Origin of the sequence: Amycolatopsis dendrobii (assembly GCF_014145675.1) — a bacterium.
In the GTDB taxonomy this organism is placed as follows: Bacteria; Actinomycetota; Actinomycetes; order Mycobacteriales; family Pseudonocardiaceae; genus Amycolatopsis; species Amycolatopsis dendrobii.
Window position 1 is genome coordinate 433139 of record NZ_JACGZW010000010.1, and the last position, 21130, is coordinate 454268.

General features: G+C 70.7%; 20 protein-coding genes. 14 read left to right on the forward strand and 6 right to left on the reverse strand.

Annotated elements, in window-relative coordinates; genetic code table 11:
• Window position 1 precedes the first annotated feature (1 nt).
• From H4281_RS30330 to H4281_RS30375, 10 genes are all read left to right on the forward strand, one after another.
• Entirely contained in the window at window positions 2–583 is a 582-nt protein-coding gene (locus H4281_RS30330) for a hypothetical protein (RefSeq protein ID WP_182894305.1), read from the forward strand.
• The gene (locus tag H4281_RS30335) at window positions 576–1598 is read left to right on the forward strand and encodes an SRPBCC family protein (protein WP_182894306.1); all 1023 of its coding nucleotides are present in this window, start codon (window positions 576–578) and stop codon (window positions 1596–1598) included. Before H4281_RS30330 ends, H4281_RS30335 begins: the two co-directional genes overlap by 8 nt.
• Window positions 1599–1612: 14 nt before the next feature.
• Window positions 1613–1954: a gas vesicle protein gene (locus tag H4281_RS30340; protein ID WP_220508011.1), complete on the forward strand. Its 342-nt coding sequence runs from the start codon at window positions 1613–1615 to the stop codon at window positions 1952–1954.
• Window positions 1951–2679, forward strand: coding sequence for a GvpL/GvpF family gas vesicle protein (locus tag H4281_RS30345; RefSeq protein ID WP_182894307.1), 729 nt, complete (start codon window positions 1951–1953; stop codon window positions 2677–2679). The genes H4281_RS30340 and H4281_RS30345 overlap by 4 nt, the downstream gene beginning before the upstream one ends.
• Window positions 2646–2858 (forward strand): gas vesicle protein, encoded by a 213-nt coding sequence (locus H4281_RS30350; RefSeq protein ID WP_182894308.1) that lies wholly within the window; start codon window positions 2646–2648, stop codon window positions 2856–2858. The genes H4281_RS30345 and H4281_RS30350 overlap by 34 nt, the downstream gene beginning before the upstream one ends.
• Before the next feature lie 10 nt (window positions 2859–2868).
• Window positions 2869–3147: a gas vesicle protein K gene (locus H4281_RS30355; RefSeq protein ID WP_182894309.1), complete on the forward strand. Its 279-nt coding sequence runs from the start codon at window positions 2869–2871 to the stop codon at window positions 3145–3147.
• 69 nt (window positions 3148–3216) lie between these two features.
• Window positions 3217–4098 (forward strand): alpha/beta fold hydrolase, encoded by an 882-nt coding sequence (locus tag H4281_RS30360; RefSeq protein ID WP_182894310.1) that lies wholly within the window; start codon window positions 3217–3219, stop codon window positions 4096–4098.
• 44 nt (window positions 4099–4142) lie between these two features.
• Complete coding sequence (locus H4281_RS30365; protein ID WP_182894311.1) at window positions 4143–4694, forward strand: (2Fe-2S)-binding protein; 552 nt, start codon at window positions 4143–4145, stop codon at window positions 4692–4694.
• On the forward strand, window positions 4691–5695 hold the full coding sequence (locus H4281_RS30370) for an FAD binding domain-containing protein (RefSeq protein ID WP_182894312.1): 1005 nt from the start codon (window positions 4691–4693) through the stop codon (window positions 5693–5695). The genes H4281_RS30365 and H4281_RS30370 overlap by 4 nt, the downstream gene beginning before the upstream one ends.
• Entirely contained in the window at window positions 5692–7767 is a 2076-nt protein-coding gene (locus tag H4281_RS30375) for a xanthine dehydrogenase family protein molybdopterin-binding subunit (RefSeq protein WP_182894313.1), read from the forward strand. Before H4281_RS30370 ends, H4281_RS30375 begins: the two co-directional genes overlap by 4 nt.
• Window positions 7768–7774: 7 nt before the next feature.
• Here the strand turns inward: H4281_RS30375 and H4281_RS30380 are convergent, their stop codons facing one another.
• Window positions 7775–8425 carry a dienelactone hydrolase family protein gene (locus H4281_RS30380; RefSeq protein WP_182894314.1) on the reverse strand — a complete coding sequence of 217 codons (651 nt, stop codon included), beginning with the start codon at window positions 8423–8425 and terminating at the stop codon, window positions 7775–7777.
• Between the two features lie 77 nt (window positions 8426–8502).
• Between H4281_RS30380 and H4281_RS30385 the strand changes: the two genes are divergently transcribed.
• Window positions 8503–9099, forward strand: coding sequence for a gamma carbonic anhydrase family protein (locus H4281_RS30385; RefSeq protein WP_182894315.1), 597 nt, complete (start codon window positions 8503–8505; stop codon window positions 9097–9099).
• 710 nt (window positions 9100–9809) lie between these two features.
• Complete coding sequence (locus H4281_RS30390) at window positions 9810–10103, forward strand: hypothetical protein (RefSeq protein WP_182894316.1); 294 nt, start codon at window positions 9810–9812, stop codon at window positions 10101–10103.
• Between the two features lie 63 nt (window positions 10104–10166).
• On the opposite strand, the gene H4281_RS30395 is transcribed toward H4281_RS30390, so the two are convergent.
• The 3 genes from H4281_RS30395 to H4281_RS30405 all read right to left on the reverse strand — a co-directional run bounded on the left by H4281_RS30395 (window position 10167) and on the right by H4281_RS30405 (window position 13033).
• Complete coding sequence (locus H4281_RS30395) at window positions 10167–11129, reverse strand: ArsR/SmtB family transcription factor (protein ID WP_182894317.1); 963 nt, start codon at window positions 11127–11129, stop codon at window positions 10167–10169.
• Between the two features lie 172 nt (window positions 11130–11301).
• Window positions 11302–12144, reverse strand: a complete 843-nt coding sequence (locus H4281_RS30400; RefSeq protein ID WP_182894350.1) for an NAD(P)-dependent oxidoreductase — start codon at window positions 12142–12144, stop codon at window positions 11302–11304.
• A 22-nt stretch (window positions 12145–12166) separates the two neighbouring features.
• Window positions 12167–13033 carry an NAD(P)-dependent oxidoreductase gene (locus H4281_RS30405; RefSeq protein ID WP_182894318.1) on the reverse strand — a complete coding sequence of 289 codons (867 nt, stop codon included), beginning with the start codon at window positions 13031–13033 and terminating at the stop codon, window positions 12167–12169.
• 95 nt (window positions 13034–13128) lie between these two features.
• On the opposite strand from H4281_RS30405, the gene H4281_RS30410 reads away from it, so the two are divergent.
• Window positions 13129–16296: an AfsR/SARP family transcriptional regulator gene (locus H4281_RS30410; protein WP_182894319.1), complete on the forward strand. Its 3168-nt coding sequence runs from the start codon at window positions 13129–13131 to the stop codon at window positions 16294–16296.
• Here the strand turns inward: H4281_RS30410 and H4281_RS30415 are convergent.
• Complete coding sequence (locus H4281_RS30415) at window positions 16225–17637, reverse strand: amidase (RefSeq protein ID WP_182894320.1); 1413 nt, start codon at window positions 17635–17637, stop codon at window positions 16225–16227. The genes H4281_RS30410 and H4281_RS30415 overlap by 72 nt on opposite strands.
• Window positions 17638–17747: 110 nt before the next feature.
• On the opposite strand from H4281_RS30415, the gene H4281_RS30420 reads away from it, so the two are divergent.
• A complete protein-coding gene (locus tag H4281_RS30420) occupies window positions 17748–18713 on the forward strand; it encodes an Lrp/AsnC family transcriptional regulator (protein WP_182894321.1) in 966 nt (321 codons plus the stop codon).
• A 4-nt stretch (window positions 18714–18717) separates the two neighbouring features.
• Here the strand turns inward: H4281_RS30420 and helR are convergent, their stop codons facing one another.
• Entirely contained in the window at window positions 18718–20889 is a 2172-nt protein-coding gene (helR, locus tag H4281_RS30425; RefSeq protein ID WP_182894322.1) for an RNA polymerase recycling motor ATPase HelR, read from the reverse strand.
• Between the last annotated feature and the right edge of the window lie 241 nt (window positions 20890–21130).

The window sequence follows — 21130 nt, forward strand, 5'->3', positions numbered from 1 at the left end:
GATGACACCGGGAATGAAGGTCGCGGCCGCCGTGGTCGGCGGTTATGTGCTCGGGAGACGGAAAAAAGCCAAACTCGCCATCACCATGGGCGCCTGGCTCGTCGGGCGGAAGCTGAACCTGGACCCGAAGAAGCTGCTGTCGGATGTCACGCGCGAGCTGGCTTCGTCGCCCGAACTGGCCGGGGTCCGCGATCAGGTGCGGGACGAGGTGCTGGGCGCGGGCAAGACCCTGGCCGCGGACATCCTGACTCATCAGGCGGGGCGGCTGGCCGGCTCGTTGCAGGAGCACACCGACACCCTGCGAGACAAGGCAGCGGGCCTTCCGGCGATCGGCGGAGGGGACCCGGATGATCGAGAGCCGGAAGCGGCCGATGACAACGGGGACGACGGCGGGGAAGAAAGCGAAACCCGCCCGCCTGCCCGCAAACGTCCGGCGAAATCGCGGAGCGCCTCGCCGGGAGAGCGCAAGCCCGCGCGGAAGGCGTCCAGCGGTTCGTCGAGTTCGACGGCGCGGAAGCGGACGTCCTCGGGCGGCCGTACGCAGAAGCGTTCCTCGAGCACCTCGGGGGTGAACCGTGGCTGAATCCCGTTCTGGCAACGACGAACTCGGTCCCCTGGCAAAGCTTCGGGACCTGGCCTCGCGCAATCCCGCGACGGAGCAGCTGCTGCACGCCGGCGAGGAATACGCGCAGGCGAAGGCCGAACAGGTGATGTCCTCGGCGGGCAGCAAACTGGGCGAGGCGTCCCGGCGGCTGGCCGACGCGGGCGGGAGCGGCTCGTTGAAGGGATTGTTCAGCGCCGGCGAGAAAATCGCCGACGGGAAGACGCCGGTCAAGGCGATGGCCGAGGCGGGCGGCAAAGCGCTCAAGAACTCGGTTTCGGGGCTGTTCGGCAAGCGCGGCAAAGGTTCCGGCGGCAAGAAGATCATCAACATCATCGAGGACATCGACGTCGGCGTGCCGGTCCGCGAGGCGTACGACCAGTGGACCGAATTCCAGAAGTTCAGCAGTTTCGCCAAGGGCGTCACGAGCGCCGAGCAGAACGACGACACCACTTCGCAGTGGCGGTTCAAGATTTTCTGGTCGAATCGCTCGATGAAGGCCACGGTCACCGAACAGATCCCCGACGAGCGGATCGCGTGGACCACCGACGGGGCCAAGGGCACGATCAAGGGCGTGGTGACCTTCCACGAACTCGCCCCGAGCCTGACGAAGGTCCTGCTGGTGATCGAGTACTACCCGGCCGGGCTGTTCGAGAAGACCGGCAACATCTGGCGGGCGCAGGGCCGCCGGGCGCGGCTCGACCTCAAGCACTTCCGCCGGTTCATCACCATGGCCGGGCAGGCGTCGGGCGACGGCTGGCGCGGCGAGATCCGCGACGGCGAGGTCGTGCGCTCGCCGGAACAGGTGCGGGAAGACGAAGACGAGGACGAGGGCGCGCTGCGCGAGGAGGAAGACACCGGCGGCGGCGAGCCCGAAAACGAAGAGCTTCCCGAGGATGACGAAGACGAGGACGACTTCGAAGAGGAAGACGAAGAGGAAGACGACGAACCCGAGGACGAACGTCCCCGGGGCCGCCGGGCCGTCGCGGCGCGGTGACGAGGAGGCAGCAGATGAGCGAGTCCAGCCTACCCGCCGGCAGACCGCTCGGCGGGGTGTCCCGCCCGGCGGGGCCCGGCGGCGGCGCGAACCTCGCCGACATCCTGGAACGGGTGCTGGACAAGGGCATCGTGATCGCCGGGGACATCCAGGTCAACCTGCTCGACATCGAGCTGCTGACCATCAAGGTGCGGTTGCTGGTCGCGTCGGTCGAGCGGGCCAAGGAAATGGGCATCGACTGGTGGGAGCACGACCCGTCCCTGTCGTCGGGCTCGAAGCGCGAGGATCTGCTGGAGGAGAACGAACGACTGCGCGCGCAACTCGAACTCGCGCGGGGAGAGCGAGCGGAACAGTGAGCTGGTATTGCTACGCAGTCGCCGAATTCGCGGCGGAAAACCCGATGGACGGCATCACCGGACTCCGTGATCGTCCGGTTTCCGTCATTTCCGGGGCCGGGCTGGCCGCGCTGGCCAGCCCGGCCCCGGACGAGGGGTTCGACGAAACTTCGCTGGAACAGCTTCCGTGGCTGGAAGAAATCGCCCGCGCGCACAACGCCGTCGTGGAAGAAGCGAGCCGTCGCACGGGCGTGCTGCCGCTGCGGATGGCGACGATCTATCGCGACGAGCAGCGGGTCCGGGAAATGCTCGCCGAGCATTCCGCGCAATTTTCGGAAGCGCTGCGGCGGATCCGGGGCCATGCCGAATGGGGCGTCAAAGTCTTCGCCTCGCTCCGCGGTTCCGGCACGCACGAGCCGCCCGCCGACGGACGTTCCTACCTGCGGCAACGACTCCGCCAGCGGCAGGCGCGGGATACCCGGGCGAACGAGGCGGTCGCGGTCGCCGAGCGCATCGAGCGGGAACTCGCGCAGCTGTCCGCGGACCTCCACCGGCACCGCAACCAGGATCCCGCCCTGACCGGCCGCACCGACCGCAACATCCTCAACCTGGCCTGCCTGGTCCCCGACGCCGGCCGGGAACGCTTCCTGGACCGGCTCGCGCAGCTGCGGCGATCGGCCGCCGCCGGAATCGAAGTCGAGGTCACCGGCCCGTGGGCCCCGTACTCCTTCGCGGGGATCTCGTGACGGGCGCGGTCGAGGAAACCGGCCGGCTCGCCCTGGTCGACCTGCTGGACCGGCTGCTCGCCGGGGGCGTGGTGCTGACCGGGGATCTCGTGCTGTCGGTCGCCGAGGTCGACCTCGTGCACATCTCCCTGCGCGCACTGATCACCTCGATCCGCGAAGACCGTCCGGCGCCCTGGTGAAGGAGGGACGATGCGCGACGCGCTGCCGACCCGGCTCGAGACCGACGCGGACACGGTCGAACGCGACCTGATGAAGCTGGTCCTGACCATCATCGAACTGCTCCGGCAGCTGATGGAACGCCAGGCCTTGCGCCGCGTCGAGGAGGGCGGGCTGACCGAGGCGCAGGAGGAACGCCTTGGTCTCACCCTGATGCTGCTCGAAGAACGGCTGACCGAGCTTCGCGACCGGTACGGCCTTTCCGCCGCGGACTTGAACCTCGACCTCGGTCCGCTGGGGACGCTGCTCTGATCGAGCGGTGTAGCTCCGCGGGCGCCCGGGTATCCGCCGCCCGACGGCAGCCGAACCGCGGAGGAGGGCATGACCGAGTTCGTGCGCACACCCGACCTGAAGATCGGCTACGAGGCGGACGGCCCGCCGGACGGGCGTCCGCTGGTCGCGGTCCACGGCTGGCCGGACGATCCGCATTGCTGGGACCAGGTGGTTCCCGCGCTGGCCGAGGCGGGGTACCGGGTGCTCCGGCCGTATCTGCGCGGGTTCGCCCCGACGGAGTTCCGCACGCCGGACAAGCCGCGCAGCGGGCAATCCGGGGCGCTCGGCCAGGACCTGCGCGACTTCCTCGACGCGCTCGACCTCTCCCGCGTCGTCCTCGTCGGACACGACTGGGGCGCGCGGGCCGGGTACGTGGTCGGCGCGCTGTTCCCCGAGCGGGTGTCCAGGTTGGTCGCGATGTCCGCGGGGCACGGGGCGAGCGGCCCCGGCGTCCCGCTGGACTATCCGCTCGCCCACGCGTACTGGTACGAGTGGTTCGTCGCGACGAAACGCGGCCAGGACGCGATGCGCCGCGACCGGCGAGCGTTCTGCCGGTATCTGTGGACGTCGTGGTCGCCGGGCTGGGAGTTCTCTGACGCCGAGTTCGACCAGGCCGCGGCGTGCTGGGACAACGACGACTGGCCGCCGATCACGGTCTCCGCCTACCTGCACCGCTGGGGCGAGCAGGACGGCGACCCGGCCTACGCCGACCTGGAGCGCGAGCTCGCGAAGCCGCCCCGCGTGCAGGTGCCGGCCTTGGTGCTGCACGGCGGCAAGGACGCCGACAATCTGCCCTCCACCAGCGAGGGAAAGGACGAACTGTTCGCCGCCGACTACCGCCGGGTGGTCTTCGGCGACGTCGGGCACTTCCCGCCCCGGGAAGCCCCGGCCCGGACCGCCGAGCAGATCCTGCGCTGGGCCGCCGCCTGACCTGGCGGAGGTTTGGGCCCGGGGCGAGCGGGTATGGCGGCGGTATGCGAGCGGCCAAGACGGAACCCATCCCGGAAACCGCCGGCGCGGTCCGGACGATCGCGCTGCGCGTCGACGGGACCGAGCACCGGCTGACCGTGGACCCGCGCCGCACCCTGCTGGACCTGTTGCGGGAGCAGATCGGCGACTACAGCGCCAAGAAGGGCTGCGACCACGGCCAGTGCGGGGCGTGCACGGTTCTGCTCGACGGCCGCAGAGTCCTGTCGTGCCTGATTCTCGCGCTGTCCTGCGACGGCGCCGACGTGACGACAGCCGCCGGCCTGGCCGAGGACGGCGAGCTGCATTCGCTGCACCAGTCGTTTGTGGACCACGACGGGTTCCAATGCGGCTACTGCACGCCCGGCCAGATCTGTTCCGCGGCCGGGTTGCTGGCCGAGTTCGCCGACGGCGCGCCCAGCCACGTCACCGAATCGGTGGCCGGCACTCCGCAGTGGACCGACGAGGAAATCTCCGAGCGGATGAGCGGAAACCTCTGCCGTTGCGGTGCCTACGCGGGCATCGTGGCGGCGGTCCGCGAGGTGGGAGAACAGCGATGAAGCCCTTCGCGTACGGCAAGCCGGCGACGACGGCCGAGGCGGTGCGGGCCGTGGCGGCCGAGCCCGCCGCGATGTTCCTCGCCGGCGGCACCAACCTCGTCGACCACCTGAAACTCGGGGTGGCGAGCCCGGAACGCCTGGTCGACGTGAGCGGGTTGACGTCGGCGGAAATCCGTGACGACGACGGCGGACTGGTGATCGGCGCGGGCGTCCGCAACAGCGACCTAGCGGCCGACCGGCGGGTCCGGGAGCGGTATCCGGTGCTGGCCGAAGCGCTGCTCTCCGGAGCGTCGCCGCAGCTGCGGAACATGGCGACCGTCGGCGGAAACCCGTTGCAGCGCACTCGATGCGTCTACTTCCAGGACGTCACGACCCCGTGCAACAAGCGTTCGCCAGGGTCCGGCTGTTCGGCCCTCGGCGGCTACACGCGCCATCACGCGATCCTCGGCGCGTCCGACCGGTGCGTCGCGACGCATCCCTCCGACATGGCAGTGGCCATGGCGATGCTCGACGCGCGCGTCCACGTGATCGGCCCTTCCGGGGAGCGGACCCTGCCGTTCGCGGACCTGCACCGGCTTCCCGGCGAGCACCCGGAACGCGACACCGTGCTCGAACACGGCGAACTGATCACCGACATCACGCTGCCCGCCGCCTCCTGGTCGCGCCGCTCGACGTACCGCAAAGTGCGCGACCGGGCCTCCTACGCCTTCGCGCTCGTCTCTGTCGCAGTTGGACTGTCCATTTCGGACGGCGTAATCGAGGACGTCCGGCTGGCCTTCGGCGGCGTGGCACACAAACCCTGGCGCGCCCAGCGTGCCGAGGAAGTCCTCCGCGGTGCCAGGCCCAGCGAGGACGTCTTCCGCGCGGCCGCCGACGCCGAACTCGCGGACGCCACGGCGTTGGAAGGCCTCGACGGAGGGAACGCGTTCAAGATCCCGCTCGCCGCACGCACCCTGGCCGCGGTGCTGCGCGACCTGACCGCCGAGGAGCGCGACCGATGACCGGACTGTTGGAACCGCGAGCGATCGGACGCGGGCTCACGCGCCGCGACGGTCCGGCGAAGGTCACCGGAACCGCGCCGTACGCCTACGAACATCCCGTCGAAGCGCCGCTGTACTGCCATCCGGTTCAGGCGAGCATCGCGCGCGGTCGTTGTCTGCGGATCAGCGGCGTCGAAGCCGAAGCTCTCGACGGTGTCCGCGCGTTGATCACTCCCTTCACCGCCGAACGGCTCGCCGACACCGACGACGCGGAACTCGCGGTGCTGCAAGACTGCGAGATCCCGTTTCGCGGCAGGGTGATCGGGCTCGTCCTGGCGGAATCTTCCGAGACCGCACGGCACGCGGCGGAACTCGTCGACGTCGAATACGAGACCGATCCCTTCGCCGCCGAGCTCATCGTCGACGATCCCGGCCTGTACCAGCCCGAGAAGGTCAACCCGAACTTCCCGACCGACACGAGCGAAGGCGACCTCGACACCGCATCCGCGGTGACAGTGGACCAGACCTACACCACGGCGATGTACCACAACAACCCGCTCGAACCGCACACCACCATGGCTTTGTGGGACGACGGCGTGCTGACCCTGTGGGATTCCACCCAAAGCGTCCACTCGGTACGGTCCACTGTGGCGAAGACCTTCGGCCTGCCCGCCGACCGCGTCCGGGTGATCTGCCCTTATCTCGGCGGAGGCTTCGGCTCGAAAGGCATGCCGCACGCCAACGTCGTGCTCGCCGCGCTGGCCGCCCGGACCGTGCCGGGCCGCCCGGTGAAGCTCGCGCTGACCCGGCAGCAGATGTTCAGCCTGGCCGGCTACCGCACGCCGACGATCCAGCGGGTCCGCCTCGGCGCCGACCGCGACGGGCGGTTGGAGTCGCTTCGGATGGACGTCGTCGAGCAGACCTCGCGGATCAAGGAGTTCGCCGAGCAGACCGCGGCGCCCGCCCGGATGATGTACGCCGCGCGGAACCGTTCCACCAGCCACCGGCTCGCCCGCCTCGACGTGCCCGTTCCGTCGTGGATGCGCGCGCCGGGGGAGTGCCCGGGCATGTTCGGCCCGGAAGCGGCGATGGACGAACTCGCCGAAGCGCTCGGCGTCGACCCGATCGACCTGCGCGTGCGCAACGAACCGGAGCGGGATCCCGAGACCGGTCTTCCGTTCTCCAGCCGGCACCTGGTCGAATGCCTGCGCACCGGAGCCGAACGCTTCGGCTGGAGCTCGCGGCGGGGCGGCCGTCGAGACGGACCGTGGCTGGTCGGCAGCGGCGTCGCGGCCTCGGTGTACCCCGCGAAGCGGATGCCTGGGTCGAGCGCGACGATCCGGTTCGGGAAAGGCCGCTACGCCGTCGAAATCGGCGCAGCCGACCTCGGCACCGGCGCGTGGACGATCCTCCCGCAGATCGCCGCGGACGCACTGGACGTGCCCGTCGATTCCGTCGACATCCGGATCGGCGACACTGATCTCCCCCAAGCCACGGTGGCCGGTGGTTCGACCGGAACCGCGTCGTGGGGCTCAGCGGTGGTCGCGGCCGCGGAGGTGTTCCGGGACAAATACGGCACCGACCCCGGCGACGGCGACGAAGCACAGGCCGGCACTCCGAAAAAACCGGCCGACAAGCAGTACTCGATGTACGGGTTCGGCGCACAGTTCGCCGAGGTGCGAGTCGACGCCGACACCGGCGAAGTCCGCGTGTCGCGGCTGCACGGCACATTCGCCGTCGGCCGGATCGTCAACCCGGTCACCGCGCGCTCGCAGCTGCTCGGCGGCATGACCATGGGCCTGTCGATGGCGCTGCACGAAAACAGCGTCCTCGACCCGCGGTTCGGGCATGTGGTCAACCACGACCTCGCCGAGTACCACATCGCGACCAACGCGGACGTCGAAGACCTGCGCGCGGACTGGCTCGACGAGACCGATCCGCACCTCAACCCGATGGGGAGCAAGGGAATCGGCGAGATCGGCATCGTCGGAACCGCGGCCGCGATCGCGAACGCGGTCCATCAGGCGACGGGGGTGCGGGTGCGGGATCTGCCGATTACGCTCGACAAACTGCTGCCGGGCCTGCCCCGGTGAGACCGTGTCACAGCACGAAGGCGTGGTCGCTCCCGCCGGGAAGATGGCGGTCGAACCATCCGGCGGCGGCGTCGGCGACCTGCTCCAGCGCGCCGGGCTCCTCGAACAGGTGCCCCGCTCCGGGAACCACCACGAGCTCCCGGTCGCCAGGCAGCTGGGCCGCGGCAGCCTTGTTCAGCCTGCGCACGGTGTCGTCGTTTCCGCCGACGATCAGCAGCACCGGGCACCGCACCTCCGCCAGGGCGTCCTCGGCCAGATCCGGCCTGCCACCTCGGGAAACGACCGCTCGCACGACGTCCGCCCGACTCGCCGCCGCGCTCAACGCCGCTGCGGCCCCTGTGCTGGCTCCGAACAGTCCCACCGGCAAGCCGGTTGCTCCGGGATGACGGGCGAGGTCGTCCAAGGCGCGCAGCAACCTCTCCCGCAGCAGCCCGACGTCGAACCGCTGCCGGTCGTGGTCCTCCTCGGTGAGCAGGTCGAACAGCAGCGTCGCGTAACGGTGGTCCTGCAAGGTGCGGGCGACCGCCTGGTTGCGCGGGCTGTGCCGCGAACTGCCCGAGCCGTGCGCGAAAACCACCACCCCGGCGGCATCGGCAGGCACCGTCAACTCTCCCTCGGCCAGCGACGTCCCGGCGCCGACCGCGAACGGTTCCGTCATGGCTTCCTCCTGCCTGTATCGGAACCGGATATCCCAGCAGGGCAACCGCCAAACGGACCGCGGGTTAGCGTGGAGCGATGCTGATCGAACATCGAGGACAACGGCCAGTGGTGCCCGAGTCGGCGTACGTCGCCCCGTCCGCCGTGCTGTGCGGAGCAGTCGTCCTCGGCGAACGGGCCCGGATCCTGCACGGCGCGGTGCTCACCGCGGAAGACGGGGAAGTCCGGACCGGTTCGGACGTCGTGGTCATGGAGAACGCCCTGGTCCGCGGCCGGGCCGCACACCCCGCGACGCTCGGGGACGCGGTGCTGGTCGGGCCGCACGCCCACGTCAACGGAGCCGTGATCGAAGACGAGGTGTTCGTGGCGACCGGGGCCTCCCTGTTCCCGGGCTCGGTCGCCGGCGCCGGGGCCGAGCTGCGGATCAACAGCGTGCTGCACGTCAATTCCCGCCTCGAACCCGGCGCGGTGCTCCCCATCGGCTGGATCGCCGCGGGGAACCCGGCCGAGCTCTTCTCCCCTGACCGGCACGACGAACTGTGGGAACTCCAGCGCACCCTGGACTTCCCGGGCACCGTCTACGGCACGCCGAGAGACACCCCGATGCGCGAACTCATGCTCCGCCAAGCCCGGTTTTACGGCTCCCATCAGGACGATCGTCTTCTTGACGAATGACCGCCGGCCGCTCTGGCCGAACGGCGCCACGGAGGCTCAGGTACCGTCGTCCGCCAACGCGAGACGCGCTGAAAAGCCTCGCCCGGGCGATGTCGTTGCCCAGCCCGTCGTCGGACTCGGCGACCCGCTCCACGCGATAGCGACGCGAGCGCCTCTCTCAGCGACGGCGCCGCGGGAGCCGCCGCCGGACCGAGTTTGATCAAGTCTCGGGCGATACCAGGCCAGCGGCTACGGCTGCGCGTCCAGACCGGCAGCAGGACGGCGGCCGCGGGCTCGGGATCGCCGGTGATCCGCCACAACGCGGTGGCGCGCTCGTTCCCGCCCAGCGGGTCGGGCGCAACCGACCCCGAGTAGGTCCGGGACATCGGTCGCCGGTCCGTACGCGTGCTTCATCCGCGCCCAGTCGATCTCGTCGAGCCCAGAGAACACCGTCCACCCCGTTCCGAGCCCAGCCCGGCCGACGGTGTGATCGACTTCGGCGGATCTCTTGGCGCGGAAGAGAAACTCGCGCGGGGATCTCTTGGGCAGGCCGGGGTTCAGGAGCGAGTTTGGCGGTCGCTGCGAAATGACGCACCCCGGAGCGCTCTTGTCGAGACTGTTAAGCCAGGGCTCAATGGGTGGACTGCCCGGTGAGGCGCGGCAATTCTTGTGAATTGTTGTGCACGCCGCTAGAGGGAGAAAACGTTATGAATAGACTGCACCGCCGAATTATGGCGGCTTTCGCCGTGGTCGCCGCCGTCTTCGCATTCGCGGGGCCCGCATCCGCCGCCTCGACGTCATCCGCGGTTCCGTACGACCTCGGGTCGTGCACCAAACGCGCTTCGGCGCCTTACGGCAACGTATGGGTGCAGAACGTCTCGTGCGGATTCGACATCAGGATCCACGTGCTGTGGAACTGGGGCCCGGCCAGCGATTGCAAATGGGTCAAGTACCGCGGACCGGCGGTGAATTTCTACGCTCCGCTGGGTCCCGTCCAACGGTATTCGACCATCGACTACTGCTGAGGGCGGCTCGACCGGATGATGCCTCTGCCCAGGCGCCGCCTGGGCAGAGGCCGTGCGCCGGCACTACCGAGCCTCGAGAAACGCCTTCCCCAACGGCGTAAGCGAATGCTGCACCCCCGCCCCCGCCCGGGTAGTCGTGATCAACCCCGCCGTCCGCAACGTCTTCGTATGCTGGCTCACCGCCGCCGGAGAAACCCCCAACCGCGCGGCCAGCGCCGTAGTCGACGCCTCCGCCGCCAATGCGCACAGCAGCCGCGCCCGCGTCCGTCCCACCAGGCCGGACAGCTGGTCCTCCCGGGAACCGCAAGGTTCACCCGGAACGAGCCCAGCCGCCGGGCACACCAGCATCGGCTGTTGCGCCGCGTCGATGAACGTCACCGGCTCGCCCCAGCAGAAGTGCGCGGGCACCAGGACCAGGCCCCGGCCGTCCAGTGCGATGGTGCGCTCGCGCGGATAGTCCGCCTCCAGCACCGGATTGCGCCACCGGATCGACGGGTGCAGGTTCGCCAGCAGCGCTTCGACCCCGCCGCTCAGAAGATGGCCGGCGTACCGGGCGCGGTCGGCTTCCACGCGGCGTTCCAGGACCGGCCGCACGGGGCCGAGGACCAGGTCGCTGTACTCGCGCAGGGCGTGCACGACGCCGCGGGTGCTGCCGTCGGCGTAGACCGTGCGGGCCCAGCGCGGCACGCGGCGGTGCCGGGCATACGTGCGGACGATGTCCTCGCGCAGGGCGGCTTTCGGCTGGGACAGGATGTTTTCGAAGTGCGCGCCGACGTCCGTTTCGTCCAGCGCGGGCGTCAGGAAGTCCGGGAAGTTCCCGGCCGGGACCAGTTCCGCGGCGGCTTTGAGACAGCGCCAGCGGGCGGGGGCGCGCCGGGCGCCGGTCAGCAGCGTCGCTCTCCAGCCGCGGTACTCCAGGGGCAGGTGGGGATCCTGGAGACTGTTGATGCTCAGGATCAGCTCCCACGTCGGGTGCGCGCCCCTCGCCACTCGCACCCGGCACAGGTCGTCGGCTGTGAAAACCATGCGCAGCATCGAAACCACCCCTGGTCCGCGCCTCCCCAGCGCGGCTCTGCGTCCAGGATGCGTCCCGGGGCCGCGGTCTGGGAAGCGCTGTCCGCCGACCGGTGCGGATTCGTCGGCGGGCGGGGCCGCGGCTTCGCCCGCGCCGAACGGCGGCTTCCCAGACCGCGGGCGCTCAGCCGCGGATCACCTCGACCAGGCTGGTCCAGCTGTCCCGGCCGTGTCCGGCGGCGACTGCGCGGTCGTAGTGTTGCTTCACCGCGGCGGGCAGGGCCACGTCGATGCCCGCGTCCCGGCTGGCGGCGAGGATGTGGTCGGCGGTCGCGCCCATCATCTTGGCGTTCGCCTCGTCGCCGGGGTGGCTGCCGCTGTCCACGTTCTTCGCCGCCTCGTCCAGCGACGTCTGCACCAGCGTAAGCAGCTCATTCGCGTACGGCACCAGCGTCGCGGCGGAGACTCCGGCGGTGCCGACGAGCGCGGCGGAGTGCAGGAACGCCGAGAGCGTGGTGAGGAACAGGTCCAGCAACGACTGGTAGTACAGCTGCGCCAGGCCCGGGTCCGCGCCCCGGTAGTCGGGCCGTCCGATGACGCGCAGCGCCGGTTCGATCCGCTCGAACGCCGGCTGCGCGCCGCTGTAGAACACGAACGAACCCTCGGTGCCGACGACCTGCGCGGGCACCATGATCCCGCCCGCGATCATCTCCGCGCCGCGCGCGGCCAGCCATTCCGCGGCCACCCGGGTGCGCTCCGGCGTGTCCGAGCTGAGGTTCACCACGATCTTCCCGCGCAGCGCTTCCTCGGCCGGCGCGAGAATGTCGTACATCGCCTGATAATCGGTGAGGCTGAGGATCACCAGTTCGTTCGCGGCCAGCGCGTCCGAGACCGTTTCCGCGCGCTTCGCGCCGGCGGCCACCACGTCGTCGGCGCGGCTCGCGGTGCGGTTCCACACCGTCACCTCGTGGCCCGCCGCGAGGTAGGACCGCACCATGGCCTGGCCCATCGGGCCGAGGCCGATCATTGTCACGCGCACAGAGTTCTCCCTATTTCTTCAGCAGTTCGATGACGCTCGTCAGGTTTTCCGCGCCGTGGCCGTCGGCGGCGCGGCGCAGGAGCAACTGGTGCAGCGGCGCGAGCAGTTCGGAGCTGACGCCCTGGTCAGCGGCCGCGATCGGCAGGTTCTCGAACGCGGCGGCCTGCATCCCCAGGTTCGACACGACGTTCCGGGTGTAGTCGCCGCTGTCGGCCTCCACGGCGGCCTCCTGGACGAAGTTGCTCATCGCGGTCAGCCATCCGCCCAGCAGCGGCGCGAACTCGACCGCTGAAAGTCCTTCGCTGCGGATCAGCGCGTAAGCCTGCAAGACGCCGATGAACTGGCCATACATCCCCGACAGCAGCGCGAGGTCGTGCAACGCCGCCAGCCCCGGGTCTTCGCCGACGTAGTTGCTGCCGCCGAAGGTGTCGAACGCCGCGCGGTGCGTGTCGAACACGTCCTTGGGCCCGCTGTAGAACACGAAGGCGCCCGGCTGCCCGATCATCGGCGGAATCGCCATGATGCCGCCGTCGAGGAACTTCGCGCCCTGCTCCGTCACCCATTCGGCCAGCTCACGGGCCTGCCGAGGGGTGCCGTTGGTCAGGTTCACCACCGTCCGGCCCGCCAGCGAGACCGTCTTGAGCACCTCGCGCACCGACGCGTCGTCCAGCAAACACACGATCACCAGTTCGCTCGCCGCGACCGCCTCGGCGGCCGACCCCGCCGCCGTCGCACCCCGTCCCACCAGCGGCTTCGTCTTGTCCGCAGAGCGGTTCCAGACCGTCACCGGCCGTCCCGCCGTCAGCAGCGCACCGGCCAGCGCGCTGCCCATCGCACCGAGCCCCAGCACGGTCGCCGAGGTCGCATTCCCGGACATGTCGTCCCTCCCGTTCGTTGATCTGCCGACCACGGTGCCGAGGCCCGCGCACGGTTCGCTGGGGGTCCGCGCACGGATGCGGTTACGGTGGTTTCGTGCGATTCGGCATCCTGGGGCCCTTGGCCGTGAGCAGCGACGACGGCCGGCCGGTGCGGGTACCCGAGGCCAAGGTCCGGACCCTGCTCGCGGTCCTGCTCGTGCACGAGGGCGCTCCGGTGTCGGCGGACCGGCTGGCCGACGACCTGTGGGGCGACCGGCTGCCCGGCAATCCGGTCAACACCCTGCAGACGAAGGTCTCGCAGCTGCGCCGCGCGCTCGAACGCGGCGAACCGGGATCCGGCGGCGCGCTGGTGCACCAGGCCCCGGGCTACGTCCTGCGGACCGGACCGGAAGCGGTGGACGCCGGACGCTTCCGTGCGTTGACCGCGGCGGCGAGCACGGCGGAGGACCCGCGGTCGAAGGCCGATCTGCTCACCGAGGCGCTGGCGCTGTGGCGAGGTCCGACGCTCGCCGAGTTCGCCGACGAAGCCTTCGCGCAGCCGGTGCTCCAGCGGCTCGAAGAGGATCGCCTTGCCGCGCAGGAAAACCTCGCCGACGCGCGGCTCGCGCTCGGCGAACATGCCGCGCTGACCGCGGAACTCGCCGACCTCGTCCGGCAGCATCCGCTGCGCGAACGCCTGCGCGCTCTCCAGTTGCGCGCGCTGTACGCGGCGGGGCGGCAGAGCGAGGCGCTGGCCTCCTACGACGAACTCCGCCGCCTTCTCGCCGACGAGCTGGGCCTCGATCCCGGCCCTGAGCTGACCGCGCTGCACCGGTCGATCCTGGCGCAGGACCCGGCCCTGACCGCCGTCGTCCCGCAGCTTCCGGTCCCGCTCACCGAACTCGTCGGCCGGACCGCCGCGACCAAGGCGGTCAGCACGCTCGTCCGCGAATCCCGGCTGGTGACGCTCACCGGACCCGGCGGCGTCGGCAAGACCCGGCTCGCGCTGGAGACCGCGCACCGGCTCGGCGGCGACTTCGCCGCGGGAGCGTGGCTCGTGGAACTGACCGGCATGGACCGGCACGAATGCGCGCTGAGCCAGTGCCCGCCGATCGAGTGGGTGGTGGAGGCGATCGCCGCGACGCTGGGGATCCGGGACGCGGCGGCGCCCGCCCAGGCGGATCCGGTGCAACGGCTGGCGGAGTCCTTGCGCGGCAAGGAAACCCTCATCGTCCTGGACAATTGCGAACAGCTGATCGAGCCGGTCGCGGCGACCGCCGCCCGGCTGCTGGCGGCCGCGCCCGGGCTGCGGATCCTCGCCACCAGCCGGGAACCGCTCGGGCTCGCCGGGGAAACGCAGTTCCCGGTCCCGCCGCTGGACCACGACAGCGCCGCTCAGCTGTTCGCCGCACGGGTCGCCGACACCGGGTTCACTGTGGACAGTGCCGACGCGGCCGCGGTCGCCGAGATTTGCCGGAAACTGGACGGATTGCCGCTGGCGCTCGAACTCGCCGCGACCCGCGTGCGCGCGTTGGGCGTGCCGGAGTTGCTGCGCCGCCTGGACGACCGGTTCCGCCTGCTGGACACCGCCCGCCGGGGGATGCCCGCCCGGCAGCAGACGCTGCGCGCGCTGATCGACTGGAGCTGGGAACTCCTGAGCGAACCGGAACGCCTTGTGCTGCAACGGTTGTCGGTGCACACCGAGGATTGCTCGCTGGACGCGGCCGAGGCGGTCTGCGCGGGCGACGGCGTCGAAGAGGGCGAGGTGCTGGGTCTGCTGGCGAAGCTCGTCGACCGTTCGCTGGTCGTGCCCGCGAACACCGGCGCGCCGCGGTACCGGCTGCTCGAATCGGTGGCGGTGTACGGCTTGGAACGCCTCCGCGAAGCCGGTGCGGTCGAGATGACGCGGCGTCGGCACGCGGAGTATTACGTCGCGCTCGCCGGTACCGCGGACGCCGGTCTGCGCGCCCCGGACCAACGACGCTGGCTGCAGCGGCTCGACGCGGACCTGCCGAATCTCCGTGCCGCGGCGGAGAACCTGGCCGGCTGGGGGAGCGCCAACGACGCGTTGCGGCTGGCGAACCGGCTGGCCTGGTACCGATTCCTGCGCGGTCGGACCGCCGAGGCGATGCGCTCCCTGCGCGCCGCCCTCAGCCTGCCCGGCGGCGACGCTGACCTGCGGGCGGAAGCGCAGGCGACGCTCACCGCGCTCGGCATCCTCGCCGGCGACCGGCCCGACTGGCGTCCGGTGGCCGAGCTGCCGGCAAGTGCCCGGGCCAAATGGTTCATCGGCTACGCACTGTCCACAGTGGCTGATCTGGCCGGTGCGGAACCGCTGACTCTGGACGCCCTCGCCGCCTTCGAAGCCGTCGACGACCGGTGGGGAATCGCGGCGGCCAGCGGTGACCGGGCGAGCCAGGCGCTGTCGAGAGGCGATGTCGCGGGAGCGTGGCGGTACGCCGATCGCTGTGCGGAACTGTTCGCCGAAATCGGCGACAAATGGGGTCAGCTGCAGGCGATTTTCGCGCGGGGCGCACTCAGTTCTCTTGCCGGGAACTATGCGCGCGCCGAGGAGGTCCACGTCGAAGGACTGCGGATCGCCGAGGAACTGGGCTTGTGGCCGGAAGCGTCGTACCAGCTGTCGTGGCTAGGCCGGGTTTCCCTGCTGCGCAAGGACTACGCCGCCGCCCGGGAACTGCATGACCGGGCTCGCGAGGTCGCCGCGGAGCACGGCTTCACGCCGGGGGAGATGTACGCGCTGACCGGGCTTGCTCTCGGCGCCCGGCGCGAGGGCGACCTCGATCTCGCCGAGCGGCATTTGCGGACGCTGCTCGAGTGGAACAAGCAGGTCGATTTCGAACCGGGCAACACGTTGATCCTCGCGGAACTCGGTTTCGCCGCGGAATTGCGCGGAGATCCGGACACCGCGCTGCGACGGCAGCAGGAAGGGTACGAAATCGCGCACCGGACGGGAGATCCGCGCGCGATCGCGTTGGCGCTGGAGGGTTTGGCGGGTGCGCACGCGCTGGCCGGTGCGCCTCGCGAAGCCGCGCGGTTGCTGGGCGCGGCTGCTGCTGCCCGTGCTGGGGTCGGGGCCCCGCTGCCTGCGGCGGAGCGCGGGGACGTCGACCGGATCACCGCCCGTGCGAGCGAGGTTCTCGGCGCGGCGGAGTTCGCGGCCGAGTTCCACGCGGGCGGTGCGCGAGGGTTCTCAGAAGACCGGCCGCTGGTTCCCGTACCCGGTCGCCTGCTCGAAAGCGTGCGCGGCCCGCAACAGCCCTAGTTCGCCCCGCACCGGCGCGATGATCTGGAGCCCCACCGGACGTCCGTCGCCGGTGAACCCCGCGGGCACCGACAGCGCCGGGCAGCCGGTCGCCGAGATCGAGTACGCCGAGCGCATCCACTCCAGATAGTCGTGCATCGGTTGCCCGGCAACGGTTTCCGGATACTCCCATTCGACCGGGAACGGCGGCACCTGGCTCACCGGCGCGAGCAGCAGGTCGTACTGCGTGAAGAACTCGCGCATCCCGGTGATGAGTTCCAGCTGCCGCGTTTGCGCGCGGGCGATGTCGGCGCCGGAAAGCGTTGCGCCGAAGGCGATGTTGTCGGCGAGCGTCTGCTTCATCTTGCCCGGATGCTCTTCGAGCAGACCGCTGAACCCGGCGTGGAAAAGCCAGCCGCGCAGGGTTCGGAACACTTCGTCGGCTGAGGCGAGATCCGGGCAGGCCGGTTCGACGCGGCAGCCGAGTTCGGCGAACACCTGCACCGCTGGTTCCAGCACGGCGCTGACGGCCGGGTCGACCGGCAGCCCGCCCAGATCGGGCGACCACGCCACGCGCAGCCCGGCGAGGTCGGCGTCGAGCGATCCGGCGAACGGCGCGGCGGGCTCGTCGAGCGAGATCGGGTTGCGCTCGTCGTGCCCGGCGATCACGGAGAGGAGCAGCGCGACGTCGGCGACCGTCCGGCCCATCGGCCCCTGCACGCCCAGCGCCTCCCAGGGCAGCGTCGCGGGCCAGGTCGGCACGCGTCCTGGCGACGGACGCAGGCCGACGACGTTGCAGAACGAAGCCGGATTGCGCAGCGAACCACCCATGTCGCTGCCCTCGGCGAGCGGTTGCAGACCCGCGGCCAGCGCGGCCGCCGCTCCGCCGCTGCTGCCGCCCGCGGACAGCTCCCGCCGGTACGGGTTGCGCGTGGCCCCGAACACCGGGTTCATCGTGTGCGAACCGGCCCCGAACTCCGGCGCGTTCGTCTTGCCGAGCGTGATCGCGCCCGCGTTCCGGATCCGCTCGACGACGAGAGTGTCGCTGCCGGGGACGTGGTCGGCGAAAATGGGGGAGCCGTAGGTGGTGCGGACCCCGGCGACGTCGTGCGTGTCCTTGTGCGCCACCGGGATCCCGTGCAGCGGACCGGCCTCCTCGCCGCGCGCGAGCCGTTCGTCGGCGGCCGCGGCCTCGCTCAGCGCGCGCTCGGCGGTGAGCGTGACGATGGCGTTGATCTGGGGGTTGACCTGCTCGATCCGGTCGAGATGCGCCTGCAGCACCTCGCGGGCGGACAGTTCGCGGACGCGCAGCCGCCGGGCCAGTTCGCGGGCGGGCAAGTAGCAGATCTCCTCAGCGCTCACTGTCGTCCTTCCTGACCCCGATGTCCGTTCGCGACGTCAGCTTCGCGCGCGGTGCTGGGGTCAGACAAGACCTGCTCGACAAATGACGGAATCAGCCAGAGTATTGGCTGATGACCGCACGGTTGGACCCGCTCGACCGCCGGATCGCCGGCGCGCTGCAAGTCGACGGCCGCGCGTCCTGGCGGCGGATCGCGGAGGTGCTGGACGCGCCGGAGCGCACGGTGGCCCGTCGCGGGACGCACCTGCTGCGTACGGGCGTCGTGACGGTCGTCGCCGTTTCGCCGCACGGGGTGCCGCTGCTGGTGCGCGGCCGTTGCCGGGCCGGTCTCGGCCGTCCCGCGGGGACCGCGCTCGCGGGACGGCCGGAAACGAGCTTCTGCTACCTGATCACCGGACAGGGCGAACTGGTCGCCGAGGTCTTCTGCGACCGCAATCGGCTCCCGACTTTCATGTTCGACGAGATGGCGGCAATCCCCGGCTTGCACGATCTGACGGCCGATACCGTCACGCGCTACTACCGCACCATCCACGAATGGCAGCCCGGCCTGCTGAGCCCGGCCGAGACGGAGGCGATCTCGTCGCTGCCGCAGCCGACTCCGCAGCCCCGGCAGCCCGACGGCGTCGCCTTCAGCAGCGACGAACGCGCCATCGTGCGCGCGTTGCGCGAGGACGGCCGACGGACCCACGAGGAACTCGCCCGCGCCGCCGGGATCTCGGAATCGACCGTCCGTCGCCGGCTGGAAGCGTTGCGGCGGGAGGAAAAGGTGTTCATCCGGGCGGTGGTGGAACCGGCCGTGCTCGGGCTGCCGGTCGAGGCGCTGCTGTGGATCCGCTGCCGTCCGCACGACGTCGACGGCATCGGACGCGCGCTGCTGGGCTCGCCGTACGTGCGCTACGCGGCGGCGATGACGGGCGAGTACCAGCTGCTCGCTGACGTGACCTTGCCCGACATCGCCGCATTGCACGAGTTCGTCGGCAGTTCCGGCTGGTCCCGGCAGGCGGATTCGGTGCATACCGGGGTGGTCCTGAAGGCGTTGAAGCGCAGCAGCGTCCTCGCGCCCGAACTGCGCTCCTGACCGGCTAGCCGCGTTCCTCCAGTCCGTTCAGCACCGACGGCAACGCGCCGCGGTGCAGGACGCCGAGCCGTTGTGTCGCCCGGGTCAGCGCGACATACAGCTCGGCCGCGCCGCGCGGACCGTCCTCGAGAATCCGGTCCGGGTCCACGAGAAGCACGGCGTCGTACTCCAGCCCCTTCGTCTCCGCCGCCGCCACCGCGCCCGCCACGTCCGGCGGCCCGATCACGACGCTCGTCCCTTCCCGGCCCGCCTCGTCGCGGACGAAGTCCTCGACCGCGGCGGGCAATTCGTCGTCAGTGACCTTCCGCGACCACGGCCGGACCCCGCACGCGCGCACCGATTCCGGCGGCTCGGCCCCGGGCGCGAACTCGGCCAGCACCGCCGCCGCGACGGCCATGATTTCCGCCGGGGTGCGGTAGTTGACGGTGAGCGAACGGTAGGCCCAGCGGCCCGGGACGTACGGATCCAGCATCGTGCCCCAGTCGAGCGCACCCGCCGCCGACCGCCGCTGCGCCAGGTCGCCGACCACCGTGAACGACCGGCTCGGGCACCGCCGCATCAGCGCCCGCCAGTCCATTTCGGACAGTTCCTGGGCCTCGTCGACCACGACGTGGCGGTAGGTCCAGTCCCGGTCCGCCGCGGCGCGTTCGGCGAGGTCGCGGGTGTCGGACTCGACGAAGCGCTCGGCCAGGTCGGTGTCGTAGAGCAGGTGCTCGGCGGACAGGCCGATGTCCTCGTCCATCTCCTCGCGGTCGAGCCGCATGATGTCCAGCACGCCGGCCGCGTACTCGGCCTCCGCCTCGCGTTCGGCCGCGTCCTCCTTCTGTTTCGCCCGGTCCGGCGCCTTGCCGAGGAGGTCGATCAGCTCGTCCAGGAGCGGGACGTCCGACACCGTCCACGGCTCGCCCGGCTCGCGCAGCAGCGCCTCGTCGGCCCCGGCCGCGGCGAGCCGCGCGGGGGAGGAGTACAGCGTGGTCAGCAGGCTTTCCGGGGTCAGGATCGGCCAGAGGCGGTCGATCGCCTTGACGAACGCCGGGTCGGCGAGGAGCTCGTTGACGAGCGTGGACCGGAGGTCCTCCCATTCCTCCTTGTCGTCGCGTGTGAGCCACCCGCGCCCGATGCGGGCCATGGCGCGTTCGGTGAGCACATACGTGACGATCTCGACGAACACCGCCCGCGCCTCGTTGTGCGGCCGCCCGCTTTGGCGCGCCTCGTCACGGGCCCACTCGGCGGTCGCCGCGTCGATCCGGACGGTGGTGTCGCGCAGTTCGATCAGGATCGGCTCCTCGGGCAGCTCCTGCCGGTCCGCGACCGCCGCGTCGAGGACGTCGAGCATCCGCAGCGACCCCTTGAACAGCGCGATGTCCGGCTCGTCCTCGGCGTGCGCCCGTAGCCCCGGGAGCAGCCCGCCCGGGGTGGTGAACACCACGTCGGACTCGCCGAGCGACGGCAGCACGCGCCCGATGTGGTTCAGGAACGACGGATTCGGCCCGAGGACGAGCACGCCGTGGCGCTCCATCCGCTCGCGCTGCGTGTAGAGCAGATACGCGACGCGGTGGAGCGCCACGACGGTTTTCCCGGTTCCCGGCCCTCCCTCGATGACCAGGACGCCAGGATGGTCGAGCCGGATGATGCGGTCCTGCTCGGCCTGGATCGTCGCGACGATGTCCCGCATGCCCTCGCCGCGGGGCGCGTTGACCGCGGCGAGCAGGGCGTCGTTCTCCTCGCCGCTGCCCGGCCTGCCGAAGACCTCGTCGGTGAACGAGGCGACCTGCCGTCCGCGGGTGTGGAATTGCCGCCGTCGCCGCATGTTTTCGGGCGTGGCCGCGGTCGCGGTGTAAAACGCGCTCGACGCCGGCGCGCGCCAGTCGAGAAGCACGGGTTTGTACTCGTCGTCCTCGTCGAAAAGCCCGATCCGGCCGATGTAGGAATGGTCGCCTTCGAGCGTGTCGAGCCGCCCGAAACACAACCCGGAGTCGGCGACCGAAAGCCGCCGCGTTTCGCGCGTGAGCGCGCGCACCTCGACGTCGCGCTCGCCCGGAGCCTCGTCGTTTCGTTTGAGGGCAGCGGTGTAGCGCTCCTTGGCCCGCTTGCGCTCGCCGTCGAGCCGCCGGTACAGGCCGGCGACATAGTCCTGTTCGGACCGCAGTTCTTCTTCGTACCCCTGAGTTGACAAGTGCCCCTCGCTGCTGTTATTCTGAACCCAGATTCGGCGCGAACTTCTGATTGCCTGGTGAAGACGCGTCGATTTTTTATTGTCCACCTTCTGTCAAGGGGTGGGTGGACTGGTCTTTTCGTGCGGCGTTTCTGGCCTGTGGTTGCTGCGTGGGTCGGCGGGTTGCGTGGGTCGGCGGGTTGCGTGGGTCGGCGGGGTGGGGGGGGGGGGGGGGTGTGTTGGGGTGGGGGGCGGGGGGGGG

Excerpts from the sequence above, each read along its gene's own strand:
- H4281_RS30355 (WP_182894309.1), top strand. The coding sequence starts at position 2,869 with ATGCGCGACGCGCTGCCGACCCGGCTCGAGACCGACGCGGACACGGTC.
- H4281_RS30420 (WP_182894321.1), top strand. The coding sequence starts at position 17,748 with ATGACCGCACGGTTGGACCCGCTCGACCGCCGGATCGCCGGCGCGCTG.
- H4281_RS30385 (WP_182894315.1), top strand. The coding sequence starts at position 8,503 with ATGCTGATCGAACATCGAGGACAACGGCCAGTGGTGCCCGAGTCGGCG.
- H4281_RS30365 (WP_182894311.1), top strand. The coding sequence starts at position 4,143 with ATGCGAGCGGCCAAGACGGAACCCATCCCGGAAACCGCCGGCGCGGTC.
- H4281_RS30395 (WP_182894317.1), bottom strand. The coding sequence starts at position 11,129 with ATGGTTTTCACAGCCGACGACCTGTGCCGGGTGCGAGTGGCGAGGGGC.
- H4281_RS30340 (WP_220508011.1), top strand. The coding sequence starts at position 1,613 with ATGAGCGAGTCCAGCCTACCCGCCGGCAGACCGCTCGGCGGGGTGTCC.
- H4281_RS30360 (WP_182894310.1), top strand. The coding sequence starts at position 3,217 with ATGACCGAGTTCGTGCGCACACCCGACCTGAAGATCGGCTACGAGGCG.
- H4281_RS30400 (WP_182894350.1), bottom strand. The coding sequence starts at position 12,144 with ATGATCGGCCTCGGCCCGATGGGCCAGGCCATGGTGCGGTCCTACCTC.
- H4281_RS30370 (WP_182894312.1), top strand. The coding sequence starts at position 4,691 with ATGAAGCCCTTCGCGTACGGCAAGCCGGCGACGACGGCCGAGGCGGTG.
- H4281_RS30380 (WP_182894314.1), bottom strand. The coding sequence starts at position 8,425 with ATGACGGAACCGTTCGCGGTCGGCGCCGGGACGTCGCTGGCCGAGGGA.
- H4281_RS30330 (WP_182894305.1), top strand. The coding sequence starts at position 2 with ATGACACCGGGAATGAAGGTCGCGGCCGCCGTGGTCGGCGGTTATGTG.
- H4281_RS30405 (WP_182894318.1), bottom strand. The coding sequence starts at position 13,033 with ATGTCCGGGAATGCGACCTCGGCGACCGTGCTGGGGCTCGGTGCGATG.
- H4281_RS30375 (WP_182894313.1), top strand. The coding sequence starts at position 5,692 with ATGACCGGACTGTTGGAACCGCGAGCGATCGGACGCGGGCTCACGCGC.
- H4281_RS30390 (WP_182894316.1), top strand. The coding sequence starts at position 9,810 with ATGGCGGCTTTCGCCGTGGTCGCCGCCGTCTTCGCATTCGCGGGGCCC.